General features: G+C 71.3%; 21 protein-coding genes and 1 pseudogene. 12 read left to right on the plus strand and 10 right to left on the minus strand.

From position 1 onward, the window contains the following. Positions 1–57 precede the first annotated feature (57 nt). The 3 genes and pseudogenes from V5P93_RS33305 to V5P93_RS33315 all read left to right on the plus strand — a co-directional run. A pseudogene (locus V5P93_RS33305) lies at positions 58–290 on the plus strand (flavodoxin family protein); the annotation flags it as partial. A gap of 188 nt (positions 291–478) precedes the next feature. Then, positions 479–2,002 (plus strand): FG-GAP-like repeat-containing protein, encoded by a 1,524-nt coding sequence (locus V5P93_RS33310; protein WP_181043369.1) that lies wholly within the window; start codon positions 479–481, stop codon positions 2,000–2,002. A 151-nt stretch (positions 2,003–2,153) separates the two neighbouring features. Further along, the gene (locus tag V5P93_RS33315; RefSeq protein ID WP_146107961.1) at positions 2,154–3,308 is read left to right on the plus strand and encodes an NADAR family protein; all 1,155 of its coding nucleotides are present in this window, start codon (positions 2,154–2,156) and stop codon (positions 3,306–3,308) included. 55 nt (positions 3,309–3,363) lie between these two features. Here the strand turns inward: V5P93_RS33315 and V5P93_RS33320 are convergent, their stop codons facing one another. From V5P93_RS33320 to V5P93_RS33340, 5 genes are all read right to left on the minus strand, one after another. Then, complete coding sequence (locus V5P93_RS33320) at positions 3,364–4,296, minus strand: aldo/keto reductase (RefSeq protein WP_104478325.1); 933 nt, start codon at positions 4,294–4,296, stop codon at positions 3,364–3,366. A gap of 78 nt (positions 4,297–4,374) precedes the next feature. Further along, entirely contained in the window at positions 4,375–5,355 is a 981-nt protein-coding gene (locus V5P93_RS33325) for an aldo/keto reductase (protein ID WP_104478143.1), read from the minus strand. Then, complete coding sequence (locus V5P93_RS33330; protein WP_104478142.1) at positions 5,352–5,741, minus strand: MerR family transcriptional regulator; 390 nt, start codon at positions 5,739–5,741, stop codon at positions 5,352–5,354. The genes V5P93_RS33325 and V5P93_RS33330 overlap by 4 nt, the downstream gene beginning before the upstream one ends. 60 nt (positions 5,742–5,801) lie before the next feature. Further along, a complete protein-coding gene (locus tag V5P93_RS33335) occupies positions 5,802–6,185 on the minus strand; it encodes a type II toxin-antitoxin system death-on-curing family toxin (RefSeq protein ID WP_104478141.1) in 384 nt (127 codons plus the stop codon). 43 nt (positions 6,186–6,228) lie between these two features. Next, positions 6,229–6,435, minus strand: coding sequence for a ribbon-helix-helix protein, CopG family (locus V5P93_RS33340; protein ID WP_104478140.1), 207 nt, complete (start codon positions 6,433–6,435; stop codon positions 6,229–6,231). Positions 6,436–6,496: 61 nt separating this feature from the next. Here V5P93_RS33340 and V5P93_RS33345 point away from each other — a divergent pair, with 61 nt between their 5' ends. Continuing rightward, positions 6,497–7,093: a TetR/AcrR family transcriptional regulator gene (locus V5P93_RS33345; protein WP_104478324.1), complete on the plus strand. Its 597-nt coding sequence runs from the start codon at positions 6,497–6,499 to the stop codon at positions 7,091–7,093. A gap of 3 nt (positions 7,094–7,096) precedes the next feature. Here the strand turns inward: V5P93_RS33345 and V5P93_RS33350 are convergent, their stop codons facing one another. Together V5P93_RS33350 and upp are read right to left on the minus strand one after the other, a co-directional pair. Beyond that, entirely contained in the window at positions 7,097–7,579 is a 483-nt protein-coding gene (locus V5P93_RS33350; RefSeq protein WP_181043367.1) for a hypothetical protein, read from the minus strand. Next, positions 7,554–8,177, minus strand: a complete 624-nt coding sequence (upp, locus tag V5P93_RS33355; protein ID WP_104478139.1) for a uracil phosphoribosyltransferase — start codon at positions 8,175–8,177, stop codon at positions 7,554–7,556. Before upp ends, V5P93_RS33350 begins: the two co-directional genes overlap by 26 nt. 101 nt (positions 8,178–8,278) lie before the next feature. Here upp and V5P93_RS33360 point away from each other — a divergent pair, with 101 nt between their 5' ends. Next, positions 8,279–8,929: a DUF1707 domain-containing protein gene (locus V5P93_RS33360; RefSeq protein WP_104478138.1), complete on the plus strand. Its 651-nt coding sequence runs from the start codon at positions 8,279–8,281 to the stop codon at positions 8,927–8,929. A gap of 304 nt (positions 8,930–9,233) precedes the next feature. Here V5P93_RS33360 and V5P93_RS33365 read toward each other — a convergent pair whose 3' ends face one another. Then, positions 9,234–9,875: a TetR/AcrR family transcriptional regulator gene (locus tag V5P93_RS33365; protein ID WP_104478137.1), complete on the minus strand. Its 642-nt coding sequence runs from the start codon at positions 9,873–9,875 to the stop codon at positions 9,234–9,236. 55 nt (positions 9,876–9,930) lie between these two features. Here V5P93_RS33365 and V5P93_RS33370 point away from each other — a divergent pair, with 55 nt between their 5' ends. The 6 genes from V5P93_RS33370 to V5P93_RS33395 all read left to right on the plus strand — a co-directional run bounded on the left by V5P93_RS33370 (position 9,931) and on the right by V5P93_RS33395 (position 15,836). Next, complete coding sequence (locus V5P93_RS33370) at positions 9,931–10,539, plus strand: DUF4386 family protein (protein WP_104478136.1); 609 nt, start codon at positions 9,931–9,933, stop codon at positions 10,537–10,539. A 10-nt stretch (positions 10,540–10,549) separates the two neighbouring features. Beyond that, on the plus strand, positions 10,550–11,491 hold the full coding sequence (gene deoC, locus V5P93_RS33375; protein WP_104478135.1) for a deoxyribose-phosphate aldolase: 942 nt from the start codon (positions 10,550–10,552) through the stop codon (positions 11,489–11,491). Continuing rightward, the gene (locus V5P93_RS33380) at positions 11,492–12,922 is read left to right on the plus strand and encodes an aldehyde dehydrogenase family protein (protein ID WP_104478134.1); all 1,431 of its coding nucleotides are present in this window, start codon (positions 11,492–11,494) and stop codon (positions 12,920–12,922) included. Then, the gene (locus V5P93_RS33385) at positions 12,915–13,781 is read left to right on the plus strand and encodes an aldehyde dehydrogenase family protein (RefSeq protein WP_104478133.1); all 867 of its coding nucleotides are present in this window, start codon (positions 12,915–12,917) and stop codon (positions 13,779–13,781) included. The genes V5P93_RS33380 and V5P93_RS33385 overlap by 8 nt, the downstream gene beginning before the upstream one ends. A gap of 175 nt (positions 13,782–13,956) precedes the next feature. Continuing rightward, positions 13,957–14,895 (plus strand): AraC family transcriptional regulator, encoded by a 939-nt coding sequence (locus tag V5P93_RS33390; RefSeq protein ID WP_245931158.1) that lies wholly within the window; start codon positions 13,957–13,959, stop codon positions 14,893–14,895. 44 nt (positions 14,896–14,939) lie between these two features. After that, positions 14,940–15,836: a carbohydrate-binding protein gene (locus tag V5P93_RS33395; RefSeq protein ID WP_104478131.1), complete on the plus strand. Its 897-nt coding sequence runs from the start codon at positions 14,940–14,942 to the stop codon at positions 15,834–15,836. Positions 15,837–15,968: 132 nt separating this feature from the next. Here V5P93_RS33395 and V5P93_RS33400 read toward each other — a convergent pair whose 3' ends face one another. Together V5P93_RS33400 and V5P93_RS33405 are read right to left on the minus strand one after the other, a co-directional pair. Beyond that, positions 15,969–16,547 (minus strand): Fic family protein, encoded by a 579-nt coding sequence (locus tag V5P93_RS33400; protein ID WP_104478130.1) that lies wholly within the window; start codon positions 16,545–16,547, stop codon positions 15,969–15,971. Between the two features lie 35 nt (positions 16,548–16,582). Then, positions 16,583–17,182 (minus strand): type II toxin-antitoxin system antitoxin SocA domain-containing protein, encoded by a 600-nt coding sequence (locus V5P93_RS33405; protein WP_245931157.1) that lies wholly within the window; start codon positions 17,180–17,182, stop codon positions 16,583–16,585. 160 nt (positions 17,183–17,342) lie between these two features. Between V5P93_RS33405 and V5P93_RS33410 the strand changes: the two genes are divergently transcribed. Continuing rightward, positions 17,343–17,684, plus strand: coding sequence for a hypothetical protein (locus V5P93_RS33410; protein WP_104478129.1), 342 nt, complete (start codon positions 17,343–17,345; stop codon positions 17,682–17,684). Positions 17,685–17,686: the final 2 nt, after the last annotated feature.

Here is a 17,686-nt window from a genome sequence, read left to right on the forward strand (position 1 = left end):
GTCCGACTGGAAGTCGGCCACTGCGTCCTGGATGGCGGAGGCCTCTGGTCTCCGCCATTCTTCGACGCCTACTACCCCTGCCTCGACGCCACCCGCGCGCGCCCGTTCGGCCTCTACGCGCACGGCAACAACGACACCGCGGGGGCGATCCGGGGAATCGAGTCGATCACCACCGGGCTCGGTTGGGAGAAGGTCACCCCCACGTCAGCGTCACGGGAGAGCCCTCCAAAGTCGACCTTCTGGCCTGCCGCGAACTCGGTGCCACCGTCGCCGCCCGCCTGATGCCGTAAGGCGGGGTTCGGCAACAAATCAAGACACGGTCCACTGTGAACCGGTCAAGAAGAGCAAGAACACCGATCAACAGTCACTGTCCGAATCGGACGTGACACACAGCGAGGTACCTGCGACAACCCCGAAACGGGTGGCGCGCGGAAAGCGATGGGGCGGTCGACGGCATGTGCCGATTAGGAGGTATTCCGTGACCGCTCGTTCCCGGGTGTTGGGTGTGGTGGCCGCCACCGCCGCCACGCTGACCCTCGCCGCAGTCCCCGCGTCCGCGGCGAACCCGATCACGTTCGCGCCGCGCGTGGACTACTCGACCGGGAACCACCCGGAAGCGGTCATCGACGCCGACCTCAACGGTGACGGCAAGACCGACGTCATCACCGCCGACCGCTACGAGTGGCGCCTCACCGTGCTGCTCGGCACCGGCGGCGGCGTCCTCGGCCCCCGCCAGACCATCTACCCGGGCGACGAGCCGACCGCCATCGCGGCGGCCGACTTCAACCGGGACGGCAAGGCCGACCTGGCCGTCACCACCTCGGGCGCCGTCTCGGTGCTGCTCGGCAACGGTGACGGCACCTTCGCCCCGCGCGTGGGGTACCCGGTCAGCGGCGGCGCGGAGGGCATCGCCACCGGCGACCTCAACGGCGACAGCAAGGCCGACGTCGTGATCAGCAGGCCCGAGGGCATCACCGTGCTGCTGGGCAAGGGCGACGGCACGCTCGGCACGCCCACCGACTACCTCTCCGGCGGCTACTCGCGCGGCGTGGTGCTCGCCGACCTCAACGGCGACCGCAAGGTCGACATCGCGACCGCGGGCTTCTTCACCGGCACCGTCTCGGTCTTCGCGGGTCTCGGCGACGGTACCTTCGGCCTGGCGATCCCGTTCCCGACCAGCGTCAACCCGATCGACATCGCGGCGGGCGACTTCAACCGCGACGGCAAGGTCGACCTGGCCACCGCCGACTACGGCGCGGGCACGGTCTCGATCCTGCTGAACAACGGCGCGGGCGTCTTCGGACTGCCGACCGCGAAGGCCATCGGCCCCAACCCGTTCGGCGTCGCGGTGGCCGACCTCGACCTCGACGGCGACCCCGACCTGGCGGTCTCCCTCTCCGGCGCGGACAGCGTCACGGTGCTCAACAACGGCGACGGCACGTTCCAGCAGACCGCCACGCTGGCCACCGGCACCACCCCGACCGAGGTGCACGCCGCCGACGTCGACAACGACAACCGCGCCGACCTGATCACCACGAACCGGGTCGCGGACGGCATCTCGGTGCTGCTCAACCGCACCGTCCTGCCGACCCCGAAGGCCAGCGACCTCGCGGTGTCCCTGCAGGCCTCGCCGCGCGTCGGCATCATGGTGCCCGCGCTGCAGTACGCGATGACCGTCCGCAACACGGGCCCCGACGCCCTGGTCTCCGGCACGGTCACCGCCGCGGTCCCGTCGCCGCTGCTCGCGGTCGCCGGCCCCGGCTGCACGGTCGCGGGCGGCACCGTCAGCTGCGAGGTCGGCCCGCTGGCGGTCGGCCAGTCGGTCACCAAGACCTTCTCGGTCCCGCTGAAGCTGTCGACCATCGGCACCTGGAAGGTCACCGCCAAGCGGACCGCGAGCTCCCCCGCCGACCCGAACGCCGCCAACGACAGCGGCACCCCGTCGAGCTGCACCACCCTCGGCTACATCGCCGCCGTCTGCTACACCGGCAGCATCTACTAAGGACTGTCCATAGCGGACAGACAACCGAATGCCCCCGCGGGTCGCCCGACCCCCTCCTTCGGGCGACCCGCGGCCACACCAGGGGTTCCGTCGCGGTGATGCCCCCACCGCGGCGGAACCCTGTTTTTTCCGCACCCCTAGGCTCATCCCCATGGGGACCGGACAATCGACCTGGCGGACCGTGGACGGGGAGCGGATCATCGGCTCCTCGCGCCCCGTGTTCGTCCGCAACCACGGCGAATACCACCTGGACAACCTGGTGGTCTACGCCGACGGCATGGTCGACTGGGGGACGCTGCACACCTTCGACGACTTCGTCGCGGCGGTCACCTCGGGCTGGATCGCCACCGAACTCCCCGAGGGCGCCACGGCCTCGGCCTACCAGCTCGCGGGCTGGGAGTTCGCCAACCCGCGGTCCCGCATCACCGCCGAGGGGCTGATCGGCGAGGCCCGCGACGTCATCGACAGGTACAACGACCGACCGGACTCCGCCGGCCGGTGCGTCGCCGCGCTCAAGGTCTTCCGCGACCACCCGACCGAGGAGAACCGCGCGGTGCTGCGCGCGGCCTTCGCCGCGGTCCCCGAACACCGGCGGGACTTCCTCCTCGGCGACCACGACCGCAAGGGCTGGCCGCTGCGCGTGGTGGCGGCCGGACCGGGCAACCACTACGTCAACCGACTCGGCGGAGCCGTGCTGGTCACCGAGGAGAAGCACGCCGAAGCGCTGGACTACCTCGTCCAGCAAGGCCGGGCCGCACAGCGCTACGCGGAAGAGGAGGCAGCGCGGCTCCACGCGGAAGGGGAACCCGCGAGCAGCCCGCCTGAACCGGACGAGCCCACCGTCGTCATCAGTGAGCCGCGGCCCTCGGACGAGAGACCGCCGAATCCCGGAATCCTGGTGCTGCGCAACGAGTTCCCGGCACCCATCACCGTCGCGGGCCGGACCTACCCGACCGTCACGCACGCCTACTGGGCGCTGGCGGTCGCCAACGAGCGGGACCAAGCCGCGATCCTGCGCACGGAAGCCGCGTACGACGCGCGGTTGCTCGCCATGCGGCTCGAACGCCGCGCCGACTGGCCCCACCTGCGAACCGCGACGATGGCGTACCTGCTGCGCCTGAAGTCCAGTGCGCACCCCGCTTTCGCCCAGGCGCTGGCCGCAACCGGTACCGCGCGGCTGGTCTACCCCCAGGAGCTGTCGGACTTCTGGGGCGTCCACGGGGTGGGCAACCGGAACCGGATGGGACAGCTGCTGGAGCTGATCCGCTCGGAGTCGGCGCTCAGCCGCGCCTGGATCCGGCTGTGAACGGGCCGTGGCCCGCCCGGGACCTACCCGGGCGGACTTCGGCGCGCCGATCGGCTCAGAGACCGATCATCTTCATGCCCTGCTCCGGGTACCGCTCCCCGGCCACGGACTCCAGCGGCACCGCCGCCTCGATCACCCGCAGGTCGTCCTCGGACAGCCGCACGTCCAGCGCCGCCACGTTCTCCGCGAGGTACTTGCGCCGCTTGGTCCCCGGGATCGGCACCACGTCCGCGCCCCGGTGCTGCACCCAGGCCAGCGCGAGCTGACCGGCGGTGACCCCGCGCTCCTCGGCCAGGATCCGCAGCGCCGCCACGATGGCGAGGTTCTTGGCCAGGTTCTCCTCGGAGAGCCGGGGCTGCGCCGCGGACCGGTAGTCGCCCTCGCCGAAGTCGGCCGTCGAGGTGTACTTGCCGGTCAGGAAGCCGCGGCCGAGCGGCGAGTACGGGACGACGCCGATGCCCAGCTCGCGGCAGGTCGGCACGATCTCGTCCTCGATGTCGCGCGACCACAGCGACCACTCGCTCTGCAGCGCGCTGACCGGGTGCACCGCGTGCGCCCGCCGGATGGTCGACGCACCGGCCTCCGACAGCCCGATGTGCCGGATCTTCCCCTCCGCCACCAGTTCCGCCAGCGCGCCGACGGTCTCCTCGATGGGTGTCTTGGGGTCGACGCGGTGCTGGTAGTACAGGTCGATGTGGTCCACCTCGAGGCGCCGCAGGGACGCCTCGCAGGCCTGCTTCACGTAGGCCGCGTCCCCGCGCACGTCCCGGCGGGTCGGGTCGTCCGGGTCGCGGACGATGGCGAACTTGGTGGCCAGCACGACCTCGTCGCGCCGGTCGCGGATGGCGCGGCCGACCAGTTCCTCGTTGGTGTACGGGCCGTACATGTCCGAGGTGTCCAGCAGCGACACGCCCAGGTCGAGCGCCTGGTGGATGGTGGCGACCGACTCGTCATCGTCGCGGCCGGCGTAGAAGTCGCTCATGCCCATGCAGCCCAGCCCCTGGGCGCCGACGGCGAGCTGACCGAGGTGCCGCGTTTCCAGCTTGCTCAACTCTCGTTTCCCCTCTTACTTGCCGACCGCGCGCATCATCCCGGGGGCGTAGCGGTCCCCGATGAAGGCGTCGGCCGGAGCGGCCGCCTCGATGGCGGCGATGTCTGACTCGGACAGTTCGATGGTGGCGGCGGCCGCGTTCTCCGCCAGGTACGCGCGCCGCTTGGTGCCGGGGATCGGGACCACGTCCGGCCCCTGCGCCTGCACCCAGGCCAGCGCCAGCTGACCGGCGGTCACCCCGCGCGCCGCGGCCAGCTCCTCCAACGCGGTCACGATGGCCCGGTTGCGGTCGAAGTTCTCCGCCGCGAACCGGGGCATGGCGGCGCGGATGTCGCCGTCGCCGATCTCGGTCGCGGTGAGCCGCCCGGTGAGGAAGCCCCGGCCGAGCGGCGAGAACGGCACCACGCCGATGCCCAGCTCGCGGCAGGTCGGCAGCACCTCCGCCTCGATGCCGCGGGTCCACAGCGACCACTCGCTCTGCACGGCGGCGATCGGGTGCACGGCGTGCGCGCGGCGGATCGTGTCCGCGCCCGCCTCGGACAGGCCCAGGTGGCGCACCTTGCCCTCGGCGACCAGCTCGGCCATGGCGCCGACGGTCTCCTCGATCGGCGTGTCCGGGTCGACGCGGTGCTGGTAGTACAGGTCGACGTGGTCGACGCCCAGCCTGCGCAGCGACGCCTCGATCGACTCGCGCACGTACGCCGCGTCACCCCGCACGGCCGGGCCGTTCGGGCCGCGACCGGCGATGCCGAACTTGGTGGCCAGCACGACCTGGTCGCGCCTGCCCTTGAGGAACCCGCTCAGCAGCTCCTCGTTCGCGCCGTCGCCGTAGACGTTGGCGGTGTCGAGGAACGTGACGCCCAGCTCCAGCGCCCGGTGCAGCGTGGCCACCGACTCCTCGGCGTCACCGGGGCCGTAGCCCTGGCTCATGCCCATGCAGCCGAGGCCCTGGGCGCTCACCTGCAGCGAGCCGAGTGCGCGGGTGGGGATGCTCATGCCGGAACCTCCTGGCGGTCCTGCTCGGAACCGCTGATCCGCTCGTAGTTCTCGATCTTGTAGTTGAGGACCTGCAGGCACGACCGCAGCTCCTCGATCCGCGCGAGCACGTCCTCGCGGTGGCGGACCAGGATGTGCTTGCGCGCGCCTACGGAGGCGACGCCCTGGTGGCGCAGGCGCGCGTACTCGCGCATCAGCTTGATCGGCATGCCGGTCGTGCGCAGCTTGGTGAGGAAGTGCAGCCACGCCAGGTCTTCGTCGGTGTAGGCGCGCCTGCCGCCGGAGTCACGCGCAGGCGGGTCGATCAGCTCGATCCGCTCGTAGTACCTCAGGGTGTCGATCGACAGCCCACTGCGGTGGGCCGCCTCGGCGATCGCGTAAGTCACGCACTGACCGTAAGAGCTGGAGTGCGCTCCAGGTCAAGCGTGTTTGATTTCTCGCACCGGCTACTCGTTCTTCGGCAGCGCCCAGGCCTCGAGGTGTTCGGCCATCTTGGGCACCTCGACGGCGCCGCGGCCGACCTCGCGCACCACTTCCAGGGCGTCGTCGGTGTCGGCGTCGATCCACCAGCCGTTGAGGTCGCACAGGGTGACCGCGGCGACCCAGCCGAGCCGCCAGTTGCCCTCGGCCAGGGGACGGGTGCGCACGATCGAGTCGAGCAGGGCGGCGGACTTGAGCCATAGGGTGCCGTAGGCCTCGACGCCGAGCACTGTGGCGCGGGGGCGGTAGGCGGCGGAGTCGAGCAGGCCGAGGTCGCGGACCACCAGGTCGCCGCCGGTCACCGCGGCGGCGAGCACCAGGAGGTCGCTGGCGTCGAGGTAGGTGGTCACCGAAAGATGATCACATAGGGGTCGGACAGTCCGCGTGCGGCTTTCAGACCGGGCCGAGCCGGTCGAGCAGGCCCTGGTAGCGCGGGAGGACGCGGGCCAGGACGTCGCCGAGCTGCTCCTCCTTGTGCAGGCGGGCCCAGCGGTCGGCCAGGGCGAGCCGCAGCACCTCCTGCTTCGAGCGCCCCTCGGCGGCGGCGAGCTCGTCGAGCCGGGCGTTGTCTTCCTCGGTGAGCCGCAACGTCATCGCCATGCGGCCGACGGTACCACGGTGGTACCACCGTGACAGTGTTACAGAACGGTAGACTCCCGTGGTGCCCAGACCCAGGACCCACGACGAGGCGCTTCGGGTGCGGCTGCTCGACCGAGCGGGGGAACTGCTCTCCGCCGAAGGCGCGAGCGCGCTGAGCCTGCGCAGGCTGGCCGCGGACGCGGGTACCTCCACCACGGCCGTGTACTCGCTCTTCGGCGGCAAACCCGCCCTGGTGCGGGAGCTGTACGTCGAGGCGTTCCGCCGTCTCGGCAGCCACCTCCGCGCGGTGCGCCCGACCGGCGACCCCGCGACCGACCTCGTCGCACTCGGCATCGCCTACCGCGAGAGCGCCCGGACCAGCCCCCACCTCTACGGGGTCATGTTCGGCGGCGCCATCCCCGGCTTCGAACCGGACGACGACGCCACCGAACAGGCCCGCGCGGCCCTGGCCCCCCTGATGGAGGTGATCACCACCGGCACCACCCGCGGCGTCTTCCACGACGACGCAACCACCATGACGATGGGCTGCTGGGGCATCGTCCACGGGCTGGTTTCCCTGGAACTGCGCGGGAACTTACCCCCGGGCCTGGACGTCCCGGCGATGTACGAACAGGCCCTCCGCGCCCACACCAGGGGCTGGACCGTGGCACCCCCGTGACGACTACCGCCGGGTCCCGGCCAGCCACTCGCGGAACTGCTCGTCCGAGTGCTCCTGGGCCTGGGTGAGCACCTGGAGCAGGCGGCGCTCGGCCTCGGTGAAGGGGCGTGCCGAGTGGTCGCACCAGTAGCGCGCCCAGTGCGCGACGGCGTCGCGTTCTGCGCGCCCCTCGACCAGGTCGACCAGGCGTTCCCCGATGGCGGCCAGGCCCGGCGGGGCCTCGGCGCGCAGGCGGCGGAACTCGGCGAACCAGTCGGCGACCTGCTCGTCCGCGAACAGGAAGCCGCCGTCGAGGTCGGGCAGGTCGACCCCGTGCAGCAGGTCGAGCGCCCACACCGCCAGCGGTTCCGGGGCGGCGCGGTCGTCGGTGTGCCACCGGGCCGCCCAGCGGTCGACCTCGTCGCGGGTCAGGCGGCCGTCGAGCAGGGCGGCCCAGTGCCGTTCGACCTCGTCGAGGAGGTCAGACCGCGCCGTACTGCCGGTCACCGGCGTCCCCCAGGCCCGGGACGATGAAGCCGGAGTCGTTCAGCCGGTCGTCGACGCTGGCCGTCACCAGGCGCACGGGCAGGCCCGCCGCGCCGAGGTGTTCGATGCCCTCGGGGGCGGCGAGGACGCAGATGGCGGTGACGTCCGTGGCGCCGCGGTCGGTCAGCAGGCGGATGGTGTGCAGCATCGAACCGCCGGTCGCCAGCATCGGGTCGAGGACGAACACCGGGCGGCCCGACAGGTCCTCGGGCAACGACTCCATGTACGGGGTCGGCTTGAGGGTCGCCTCGTCGCGGGCCAGGCCGACGAAGCCCATCTGCGCGTCCGGGATCAGCTTGTGCGCCTGGTCGGCCATGCCCAGCCCGGCGCGCAGCACCGGCACCAGCAGCGGCGGGTTGGCCAGCCAGTACCCGTCCGTGCGGGCGACCGGGGTGTGGATGCGCTCGACCCGCAGCGGCGCGGCCCGGGTGGCCTCGTAGATCAGCATGTTGGTGAGGTCGTGCAGCGCGGCCCGGAAGGTGGCGCTGTCGGTCCGGGCGTCGCGCATGACGGTGAGCCGCGCCTTGGCGAGCGGGTGGTCGACGGTGAGCACGTCCATGGGCGACACCGTAGCCGCACCGGGGCAGGCGGAACGCGGTCCACTTTTCCAGCGGTTATGTCCAGACCACGGCGCCACCCGATGGCGCTACCCTCATCTGCGTGAGTGAGCAGCCAAGCCTCCCCGGTCCGCGCGACATGCGCGCCTCCGACGCCGATCGGGAGCGGTTCGCCAAGGTCCTGCACGACGCCATGGCCGAGGGCAGGCTCACCGTCACCGAGCTGGACGAACGGCTGACGCACGTCTACGCCGCGAAGACCTTCGGCGAGCTGGAGCCGCTGGTCCGCGACCTGCCGGGGCAGCAGGTCATCGCCTACCAGCCGACCCAGCCCGGGCCGGTCGCCCAGCACGCCGTGGGTCACCGGATCGGGGGACGCGGCACGCAGAACAACGCCATCGCGGTGCTCTCCGGGTCCGAGGTCAAGGGACAGTGGACCGTGCCGCCGACCTTCAACGCCGTCGCGGTCATGGGCGGCGTGGAGATCGACCTGACGCACGCCACGTTCGAGGCCCGCGAGACCGTCATCCACGCCTTCGCGCTGATGGGCGGCATCGAGATCACGGTCCCGCCGGACGTCGTCGTGCACGTGACCGGCTCCGGCTTCATGGGCGCCTTCCACAACGGCCTGCGCGACCAGGCGCCGCCGCCGGGTGCCCCGGTCGTCCGCGTCACCGGCCTCGCGCTGATGGGCGGCGTGGAGATCCGGTCGCCGAAGAAGCCGAAGAACAAGAAGCAGATCGAGCAGGGCTGACCCACCCCGCCGCTCGCACAACCGCCAGACGCCCCTCGGCGCACGCGGTCGCTGCCCGATCCACACGCACTCGCCGCGCCGAGCAAGCCCCAGCCCGCGATCGACCCGCACTCGCCGCTCCGAGCCCAGCCGGCCCAGGTCCGCGATCAACCCAGCCGCAGCCAACCCTGCTGCGGCCCACCCCGAATCCGGGCGACCTTCAGCCAGGTACCCCATCCGGGCCGGGGATCCCTCAATATCAATTCTACCGGGCGAAAGCAGCCCGCGAGCAGGTCAGCGGGCGGCCTGTGGATAACTCCGATCGCTACCGCACCAGGCCGTCCAGCAGCGCGCGCAACGACCAGCGGAACTGGTGTTCCGTGTTCCACGTCGCCGCTGTCGGCCAGGTTTGGGCGGTCAGGGGGAAGTGCTCCGCCGGGATCTCCAACGACTGTCGAGCCGCGACGACCTCCTCCTCCGACCGCCCGTCCTGGTCCGCGGCGGTCAGCGTCGCCGCGCCCAAGACCTGCACGATGACCGCATACGTCGCCCGCGACGCCTCCGTCGGCGGTAGACCCGCCGTGATGAACAGCGCCAACAACCGCTCCCCCACCAGAAGCGCGTTGGGCCCGTCCATCGGAGCGGAGTGCAGCAGCGCCGCAGCCCCCCTACGGCGCAACAACACCCCTCTTAGCGCACACGCGTAATCCTCCACCCGACGACGCCAGCTGCGGCGGCCGAGCAGCAGGTCCGGGTCGGCCTCGGCCAGCAGCCGGTCCACCAGCGCGCGCTCCAGGGCCGCGCGGTCCGGCAGGTACGTGTACAGCGTGTTCGGCCGCACCCCCAGCCGCGCGGCGACACCGCGGATCGACGGGACCTCACCGTCGAACAGCTCCAACGCCACGTCGACGATCCGCCCGGCGGACAGGCTCCGCTTCGGGCCCGGACGACCGCTCTTCTCTTCCACGGTGCATCACTGTACAGTGTGCAATATTGCACGCCGTACAGAGATCGGAGCGACCGTGCTGCCCCTCCTGCTCATCGCCGGTGCCGCGGGCGCCAACCTGGCCTTCCTCGGCCTGGGAAGCGTCTTCGACTACCCCGACGTCCTCGCCAAGCCCGCCCAGGAGGTGCTCACGCAGTTCCACGCGAACCAGTTCGTCATCTCCGCGCTGTTTCTCCTCTTAGCCGCGTCCGCCGCTCTTATGGCCCCGATCTCCACCAACCTCGCCAAACGCACAAACAACCCCGGCCCGATCGTGCCGCTGGGCATCGCAGCAGCAGCGGTACAGGTCATCGGACTCATGCGGTGGCCGCTGATCGTCCCGTTCGTCGACGACCCCGACACCTTCCACGCACTGTCCACTGTGCTCGGAACCGTCATCGGCGAGACCATCGGCTACGCCCTCACCGCCGCGTGGACGTTCCTCGTCGCCCGCCGCTCCGGCCTCCGCGCCATCGCCTGGCCCGCCGCCGCGCTCGTCGCCACCGGCGTCCTCATCCCGCTCGGCGTCCCCGGCGCCGACCTGGCCAACTTCCTCGGCTACGTGCTGTGGACCGCCTGGCTCGTGGCCCTCACCATCAAGATCATCCGCACCGCCCGCCCCCGGCGAGCCCTCCAAGCCGCATAGACTCAAGCCCATGTCCGCGACGACAACGCACGAGTTCAGCGACGCGACCAGGGACGAGTCGTCGCTGCGGCGCTTCCTGCACGGCCTGCCCGGCGTGGACGCGGTCGGCCTGGAGCAGCGCAGCGCGGGCCTGGCCACGCGGAGCATCAAGAAGTCGAGCAAGCGCTGGGCCATCGACACCGCGATCTCCATGGTCGACCTGACCACATTGGAGGGTGCGGACACGCCAGGCAAAGTGCGCTCCCTGTGCGCGAAAGCCAGACACCCCGCCCCGGCCACCCCGCGCGTGGCGGCGGTCTGCGTCTACCCGGACATGGTGGCCACCGCCGCGCAAGAGGTCGCGGGCACCGGTGTCGAGGTGGCCAGCGTCGCCACCGCCTTCCCGTCCGGCCGCTCCAGCCTGCGGATCAAGATCGCCGACACCGAGTACGCCGTCGAGGCCGGGGCCACCGAGATCGACATGGTGATCGACCGCGGCGCCTTCCTCGCGGGCCGCTACGGCCAAGTGTTCGACGAGATCCGCACGATCAAGGCGGCCTGCGGCGACACCCACCTCAAGGTCATCCTGGAGACCGGCGAGCTGGCCACCTACGACAACGTGCGCCGCGCGTCCTGGCTGGCGCTGCTCGCGGGCGGCGACTTCATCAAGACCTCCACCGGCAAGGTCTCCCCCGCCGCGACCCTGCCGGTCACCAACCTGATGCTCCAGGCGGTGCGCGACTGGCACGCCGCCACCGGGCAGCACCGCGGCGTCAAACCGGCGGGCGGCATCCGCACCACCAAGGACGCCATCCGCCACCTGGTGGCCGTGCACGAGGTCGCGGGCCCCGACTGGCTGACCCCGAAGCTGTTCCGCTTCGGCGCCTCCAGCCTGCTCAACGACCTGCTGATGCAGCGCCAGACCCAGCTCAGCGGCCACTACAGCGGCCCGGACTATGTGACGGTGGACTAGATGACCTGGGAATACGACCCCGCGCCGGAATCGCGGGCCATCGCGAACCTCAAGCCGACCTACCGGCCGTTCGTCGACGGCGAGTTCGTCGACGGCACCGGCGAGCCCCTCAAGAGCGTCAACCCGGCCACGGAGGAGGTCCTGGCCGAGGTCGGCACGGCGGGCCCGACCGACGTCGACAAGGCCGTCAAGGCCGCGCGCCGCGCGTACGACAAGGTGTGGGGCCGGATGCCCGGCAGCGAACGCGCGAAGTACATCTTCCGCATCGCCCGGATGATCGCCGAGCGGGCGCGCGAGCTGGCCGTGCTGGAGACCCTCGACAACGGCAAGCCCATCAAGGAGTCCCGCGACACGGACGTCCCGACCGCGTCCGCGCACTTCTTCTACCACGCGGGCTGGGCCGACAAGCTGGAGTACGCGGGCTACGGCCCCGATCCGCGGCCGCTGGGCGTGGCCGGTCAGGTCATCCCGTGGAACTTCCCGCTGCTGATGGCCGCCTGGAAGATCGCCCCCGCGCTGGCCTGCGGGAACACCGTGGTGCTCAAGCCCGCGGAGACCACCCCGCTGACCGCGCTGGTGCTGGCGGAGATCATCCAGCAGGCCGAGCTGCCGCCGGGCGTGGTCAACATCGTGCCCGGCGCGGGCGACGTGGGCGCCGAGCTGGTCAACCACCCGGGTGTGGCGAAGGTGGCCTTCACCGGCTCCACCGAGGTCGGCAAGCTCATCCAGGGTTCCCTCGCTGGGACCGGCAAGAAGCTCACGCTGGAGCTGGGCGGCAAGGCGGCGAACATCGTGTTCGACGACGCCCCGCTGGACCAGGCGGTCGAGGGGATCGTCAACGGGATCTTCTTCAACCAGGGCCACGTGTGCTGCGCCGGGTCGCGGCTGCTGGTCCAGGAGTCGATCGCCGACGAGCTGCTGGACCGGCTGCACGAGCGGGTGGCGACGCTGCGCGTCGGCGACCCGATGGACAAGAACACCGACGTCGGCGCGATCAACTCGCGCGACCAGCTGTCCAAGATCCGGGAGCTGGTCACCTCCGGCGAGCAGGAGGGCGCGCAGCGGTGGACCAGCCCGTGCCCCCTCCCGGAGAAGGGTTTCTTCTTCGCGCCCACGGTCTTCGCCAACGTCACCCAGTCCATGCGCATCGCGCGCGAGGAGATCTTCGGGCCGGTCCTGTCCGTCCTCACCTTCCGCACCCCCGACGAGGCGCTGGCCAAGGCCAACAACACCCCGTACGGGCTCTCCGCGGGCGTGTGGACGGAGAAGGGCTCCCGGATCCTGTGGATGGCCGACCGGCTGCGCGCGGGCGTGGTGTGGGCCAACACGTTCAACCGCTTCGACCCCGCCGCGCCGTTCGGCGGCTACCAGGAGTCGGGCTTCGGCCGCGAGGGCGGCCGGACCGGGCTGGAGGCGTACCTCGATGTCTGACCGCGTGACGGTGTCCAAGACCTACAAGCTCTTCGTGGGCGGCGCGTTCCCCCGCTCCGAGTCCGGCCGCACCTACCCGGTGTCCGACTCGCGCGGCCGGTTCCTGGCCAACGCGGCGCAGGCCTCGCGCAAGGACCTCCGGGAGGCCGTGGTGGCCGCGCGCGGCGCCTTCGGCAAGTGGTCCGGCGCGACCGCCTACAACCGTGGACAGGTCCTCTACCGGGTGGCCGAGCTGCTGGAGGGCAGGCGCGAGCAGTTCGCCGCCGAGGTCGCCGCGGGCGAGGGCGCGCCGTCGCGGCGGGCGCAGTCGATTGTGGACGCGGCCATCGATCGGTGGGTCTGGTACGCGGGCTGGACCGACAAGCTGGCCACCGTGCTGGGCGCGGCGAACCCGGTCGCCGGGCCGTACTTCTCCTTCTCGGTGCCGGAGCCGACGGGCGTCGTCGGGGTGCTCGCGCCGCCGGACTCGTCGCTGTTGGGCCTGGTCAGCGTGCTGGCTCCGGTGCTGGCGGTCGGCGCGACGGCCGTCGTGGTGGCCAGCGAGGACCGGCCGCTGCCCGCGATCACGCTCGCGGAGGTGCTGGCGACCTCGGACGTGCCGGGCGGGGTGGTCAACCTGCTCACCGGGCACACCGCGGAGCTGGCGCCGTGGCTGGCCGCGCACGCCGACGTCAACGCGCTCGACCTCGCCGGGGCGCCGGTGGAGCAGCGGGCCGAACTCGAGCGGGCCGCGGCCGGTACGGTCACCCGCGTCCTGCGAGTCGGGCGCGGGGAGCCGGACTGGACCACGGGGCCGGATATCGGCAGGCTGCGCGCACTGGTCGAGACCAAGACCGTGTGGCATCCCATGGGGGTCTAGTACTTCCTGCTATGCCCTGACGTGTTCCCAGTCGGCCCCGCGCGTGCCATCGTGAGGGTTTGCCAACGATTGGTCTGGACCTTTTGGTCCAGGAAGCGAGGGGAACGGCTCCATGCGCGGCACCACTGTCTTACCCGGGACGCCCTCCCGCACCGCGCGTGCGGGAGAGCTTCCCATGCACCGGTTGGAGTTACCCACGGCGAACGCCCTCCCGTTCGTCGCGGGCACCTTCGACAGCGTCGGCCCGTTGTCGCGCGCGTCCTTCCCGCACCGGCACACCTTCCACGAGATCGTGCACGTCACCGGCGGCACCGGCACGCACGTGGTCGACCTGGCCCGCTGGGACCTGCGCCCGCCGCACCTGTGCGTGATCGCCCCGGGCCAGGTGCACCACTGGGAGAACACGCGCAACCTCGAGGGCAACGTCGTCCTGTTCACCGACGACTTCCTGCTCGACCACCCCGCCGACCGCGACCTGCTGCGCAGGCTCAGCGAACGCCCCTGGCTCACCCTCGACGGCACCACCCACGCCCAGACCGCGCGGCTCATGGGCGACCTGCACGACGAGTACCGCCGCAACGCCGAGGGCGCCCACACCGTGCTGCGCGCCCTGCTCCACGTCCTCATCGTCCGCGCGGGCAGGCTGCCCGAGACCCCGGCCGCCGCGCCCCCCGCGCCCGCCCGCGCGGGGTCCGTCGCCGACGAGTTCACCAGGCTCACCGCGCGCATAGACCTTGACTTGTGGTCCGTCAGGGCGTACGCCGAACACATAGGGGTTACGCCGGGCTACCTCACCGAGGCGGTGAAGGCGGCCACCGGGCGCACGCCGTCGGAGTTGGTCCGGGAGGCGCGCGCACACGAGGCGAAACGCCTGCTGCTGAGAACCGATCTCACGGTCAGACAGATCGCGGGACGGGTCGGTTTCGCCGACGCGGCGTACTTTTGTCGGTTTTTCCGACGAGAAGCCGGGGTGAGCCCGGGCGATTTCCGCCGCGGCGGCGGCGAGGAACGCATTGAGTTACGTGGGAACGACGTCCACAGTGGTAACAGCCCCCATGGGAATCACCACGTCCAACGGTTCCAGTCCATCGTCCACGCCGAATCGTCTACGTAGGTTCGTGTTCATTCCCCGGCGCCCCCACCCACAAGGAGCCCTACATGGACGCCCCCCTGCACGGCGACCAAGACCAGCCACAGGAACCCGGCAAGCAGGTCAGCCGCAAGGCCGTGCTGCGCGCCGCCATCGCCGCCGGAGTCGCCGCGCCGATCGCGCTGGTCGGCGTGCCCGCCCTGGCCCGCACCAAGGCCGAGGACGCGGCCAACGGCGAGCTGCTCGAACTGACCCCCGACTGCAGCGACGGGGACGCCCCGACCATCGAGCAGACCGAGGGCCCGTACTTCAAGGCCGGTTCGCCGCAGCGCACCTCGCTGGTCGAGCCCGGCACCGTCGGCACCCCGCTGACCGTCACCGGGTACGTCTTCGGCCGCCAGTGCCAGCCGCTCGCCAACGTCCTGCTCGACTTCTGGCAGGCCGACAACGGTGGCAACTACGACAACACCACCTACCGCTTCCGCGGCCACCAGTACACCGACGCCAACGGCAAGTACACCCTCACCACGATCGTGCCCGGCCTCTACCCCGGCCGCACCCGGCACATCCACATGAAGGTGCAGAACCCCGGCGGTCGGATCCTGACCACCCAGACGTACTTCCCGGGTGAGCCGCGCAACAACACCGACACCATCTACGACCCCCGGCTGCTGATGAACGTCCGCACCGTGGGCAACGGCAAGGAAGCGTCGTTCGACTTCGTCCTGAACGTCAACGGCACCCCGCCGACCTCGTCGACGACCCGTCCGCCGTCGAGCTCGACGACGCCGCCGACCAGCACCACCAACAACCCGCCCGGTGGTACCACCTGGGCCGCGGGCACCAACTACGCCGCGGGCACCCGGGTCACCTACAGCGGCGTGAACTACACCTGCCTGCAGGGCCACACGGCCCAGCCCGGCTGGGAGCCGCCGAACGTGCCCGCCCTCTGGCGCGTCGGCTGAGTGGTTGACCGCGTCCGGTACCGACCGACCCCGGACGAGGCCCGCACCAGCCTGACACGCCCCCGGTAGCCCTGTGCCGGGGACGAGCATAAAACCGTTGCCCCTCACGCGAACGCGTGGGGGGCAACGGTTTTATGCACCGCCCACGAGCGCGATGTCGAACTGCGCGGTAAGGGGTTCGAATTGACCGACCATCGCCGCGACGCACGCGTGGAGATAGTCCGTTCGGTCCAGACGCGCGAAATCCATTCGCCACCCCGCGAATAGCGCCAATTGGCGGAAGAACGCGCGCTGGGCGCGACCGTTCCCCTCGCGGAACGGGTGGACGACGTTTACTTCACCGAAGTAATAAGCGAACCGGTCGAGGAAATCCGCGCGGCGCAATCCGACGAGGAGGCGTTCGGCCTTCAACTTGGTGAACAGGTCGGTGAGCGCGGGCTCGACGTGGCGCCAGTGCGCGAAGCGGGACGTGCCCCGGACGAGGTCGACCCGGCGGTGCTTGCCCGCCCACGGGTAGACGTCGCCGAAGAGGTGGCGGTGGAACCTGGTGAGGTGCGCGGAGTCGTAGGCGCCCGGCAGGGGTAATCGCTTCAGCTCCTCGTCGCGGAGGAACGCCAGGTCGCGCTCGACGGCGGCGAGGGTGGCGTGGTCGGTGCAGCCGTGCAGGTTGCGCAGCACCCCGGTCTCGGGGTCGAGGTACGGGTCGGTCACACGCGTCGCCCGGTCGATCTTCCTTGGGTGGTGGTTCAGGCGCCCAGGAGCTCGCGCAGCCGCTGCCGGACGGCCTGGTCGGTGGTCATGGTGCCGTCCGCGACCCGGGAACAGGCCCGGCGGGCCTCCGCCGAGACCTCCAGGCCCTCCAACCGGGCGCTGGCGGCGGCCTCGGCGGCGGCGGTGTCCGCGTCGCACATCAGCCTGCCGAAGAAGCGGGCCATCACCGACTCCGACAGCCGCACCCGGCTGGGGGCCGAGTCGGGCAGGTCGCCGCGGGCCACCCGCCAGGGTTCCTCGTCGTGGGTCATGGCGCTGAGCTGGTGGCGGTCGAAGCCGCCGTAGCGGGCGACGACGGTGTCGACCAGCTCCCGGTCCTGGTCGCTGAGCCTGCCGGGGTCGCCCTCCGGCCAGTCCGCGACCTCCCGCGTGCCCTCGTGGCGGCGGTAGACCTCGGGGACCACGGGGCCCGCGGTCCACGCCTCGATGCGGTCGGGGAAGAGGGGTTCGCCGAAGCGACCCAGGTGCCAGCCCTGGGTGTAGTAGAGCAGCTTCTGCACCTTCATCGGCGACTCGGGACCGGTCCGATCGAGGATCGCGGCCACGACGTCGTGCACCGAGGCGGTACCAGGCACCGGAGGACCCCTTCCGTCACCTCCCATGATACCGGTCGGCAACCACACTTCCAGGGCTGTGGACAACTCCCCACGCGGTTGCCCGATGTGTCCTAACCTGGGAAACCGATCGCGGGGAGCGGTCGTCGAACCGGTCGGGCAGAGGGAGCAGGGGGACACCATGGGCGAGTCGGACGTCGGCGGCTACCGCGGCGAGGAGTCCGCCTTCCGCGCGTACACGGCGGGGGTGAACCCGCTGGCCGACCAGCTGCACGGCCTGGCCGACCGCGACCTGCACGGCCCCGGCCAGTTCGGCGCCCACGCGTTCTCCAAGATCGGCGACGAGGTGGGCCTGGCCCAGGCCCTCCGCTCGGCCACCCAGCGCCAGGCCGACGGCGTCCGCAGCCTCGCCACCAGCTACGGCGGCACGGCCGAGGCGGTGCGCAACACCTGGACCAACCTGTCCGCCACCGAGGACGACACCTCCGCCAACGTCCGCCGCGCCGCCGGAGACCTCGCGTGACC

Origin of the sequence: Actinokineospora auranticolor, from assembly GCF_041897805.1 — a bacterium.
GTDB lineage: Bacteria > Actinomycetota > Actinomycetes > Mycobacteriales > Pseudonocardiaceae > Actinokineospora > Actinokineospora auranticolor.

Bases quoted from the DNA above. Each gene is read 5' to 3' on its own strand.
- V5P93_RS33315 (WP_146107961.1), top strand. From the start codon at position 2,154: ATGGGGACCGGACAATCGACCTGGCGGACCGTGGACGGGGAGCGGATC.
- V5P93_RS33320 (WP_104478325.1), bottom strand. From the start codon at position 4,296: ATGGGCATGAGCGACTTCTACGCCGGCCGCGACGATGACGAGTCGGTC.
- V5P93_RS33325 (WP_104478143.1), bottom strand. From the start codon at position 5,355: ATGAGCATCCCCACCCGCGCACTCGGCTCGCTGCAGGTGAGCGCCCAG.
- V5P93_RS33340 (WP_104478140.1), bottom strand. From the start codon at position 6,435: ATGGCGATGACGTTGCGGCTCACCGAGGAAGACAACGCCCGGCTCGAC.
- upp (WP_104478139.1), bottom strand. From the start codon at position 8,177: ATGGACGTGCTCACCGTCGACCACCCGCTCGCCAAGGCGCGGCTCACC.
- deoC (WP_104478135.1), top strand. From the start codon at position 10,550: ATGTCCGCGACGACAACGCACGAGTTCAGCGACGCGACCAGGGACGAG.
- V5P93_RS33380 (WP_104478134.1), top strand. From the start codon at position 11,492: ATGACCTGGGAATACGACCCCGCGCCGGAATCGCGGGCCATCGCGAAC.
- V5P93_RS33385 (WP_104478133.1), top strand. From the start codon at position 12,915: ATGTCTGACCGCGTGACGGTGTCCAAGACCTACAAGCTCTTCGTGGGC.
- V5P93_RS33390 (WP_245931158.1), top strand. From the start codon at position 13,957: ATGCACCGGTTGGAGTTACCCACGGCGAACGCCCTCCCGTTCGTCGCG.
- V5P93_RS33395 (WP_104478131.1), top strand. From the start codon at position 14,940: ATGGACGCCCCCCTGCACGGCGACCAAGACCAGCCACAGGAACCCGGC.
- V5P93_RS33410 (WP_104478129.1), top strand. From the start codon at position 17,343: ATGGGCGAGTCGGACGTCGGCGGCTACCGCGGCGAGGAGTCCGCCTTC.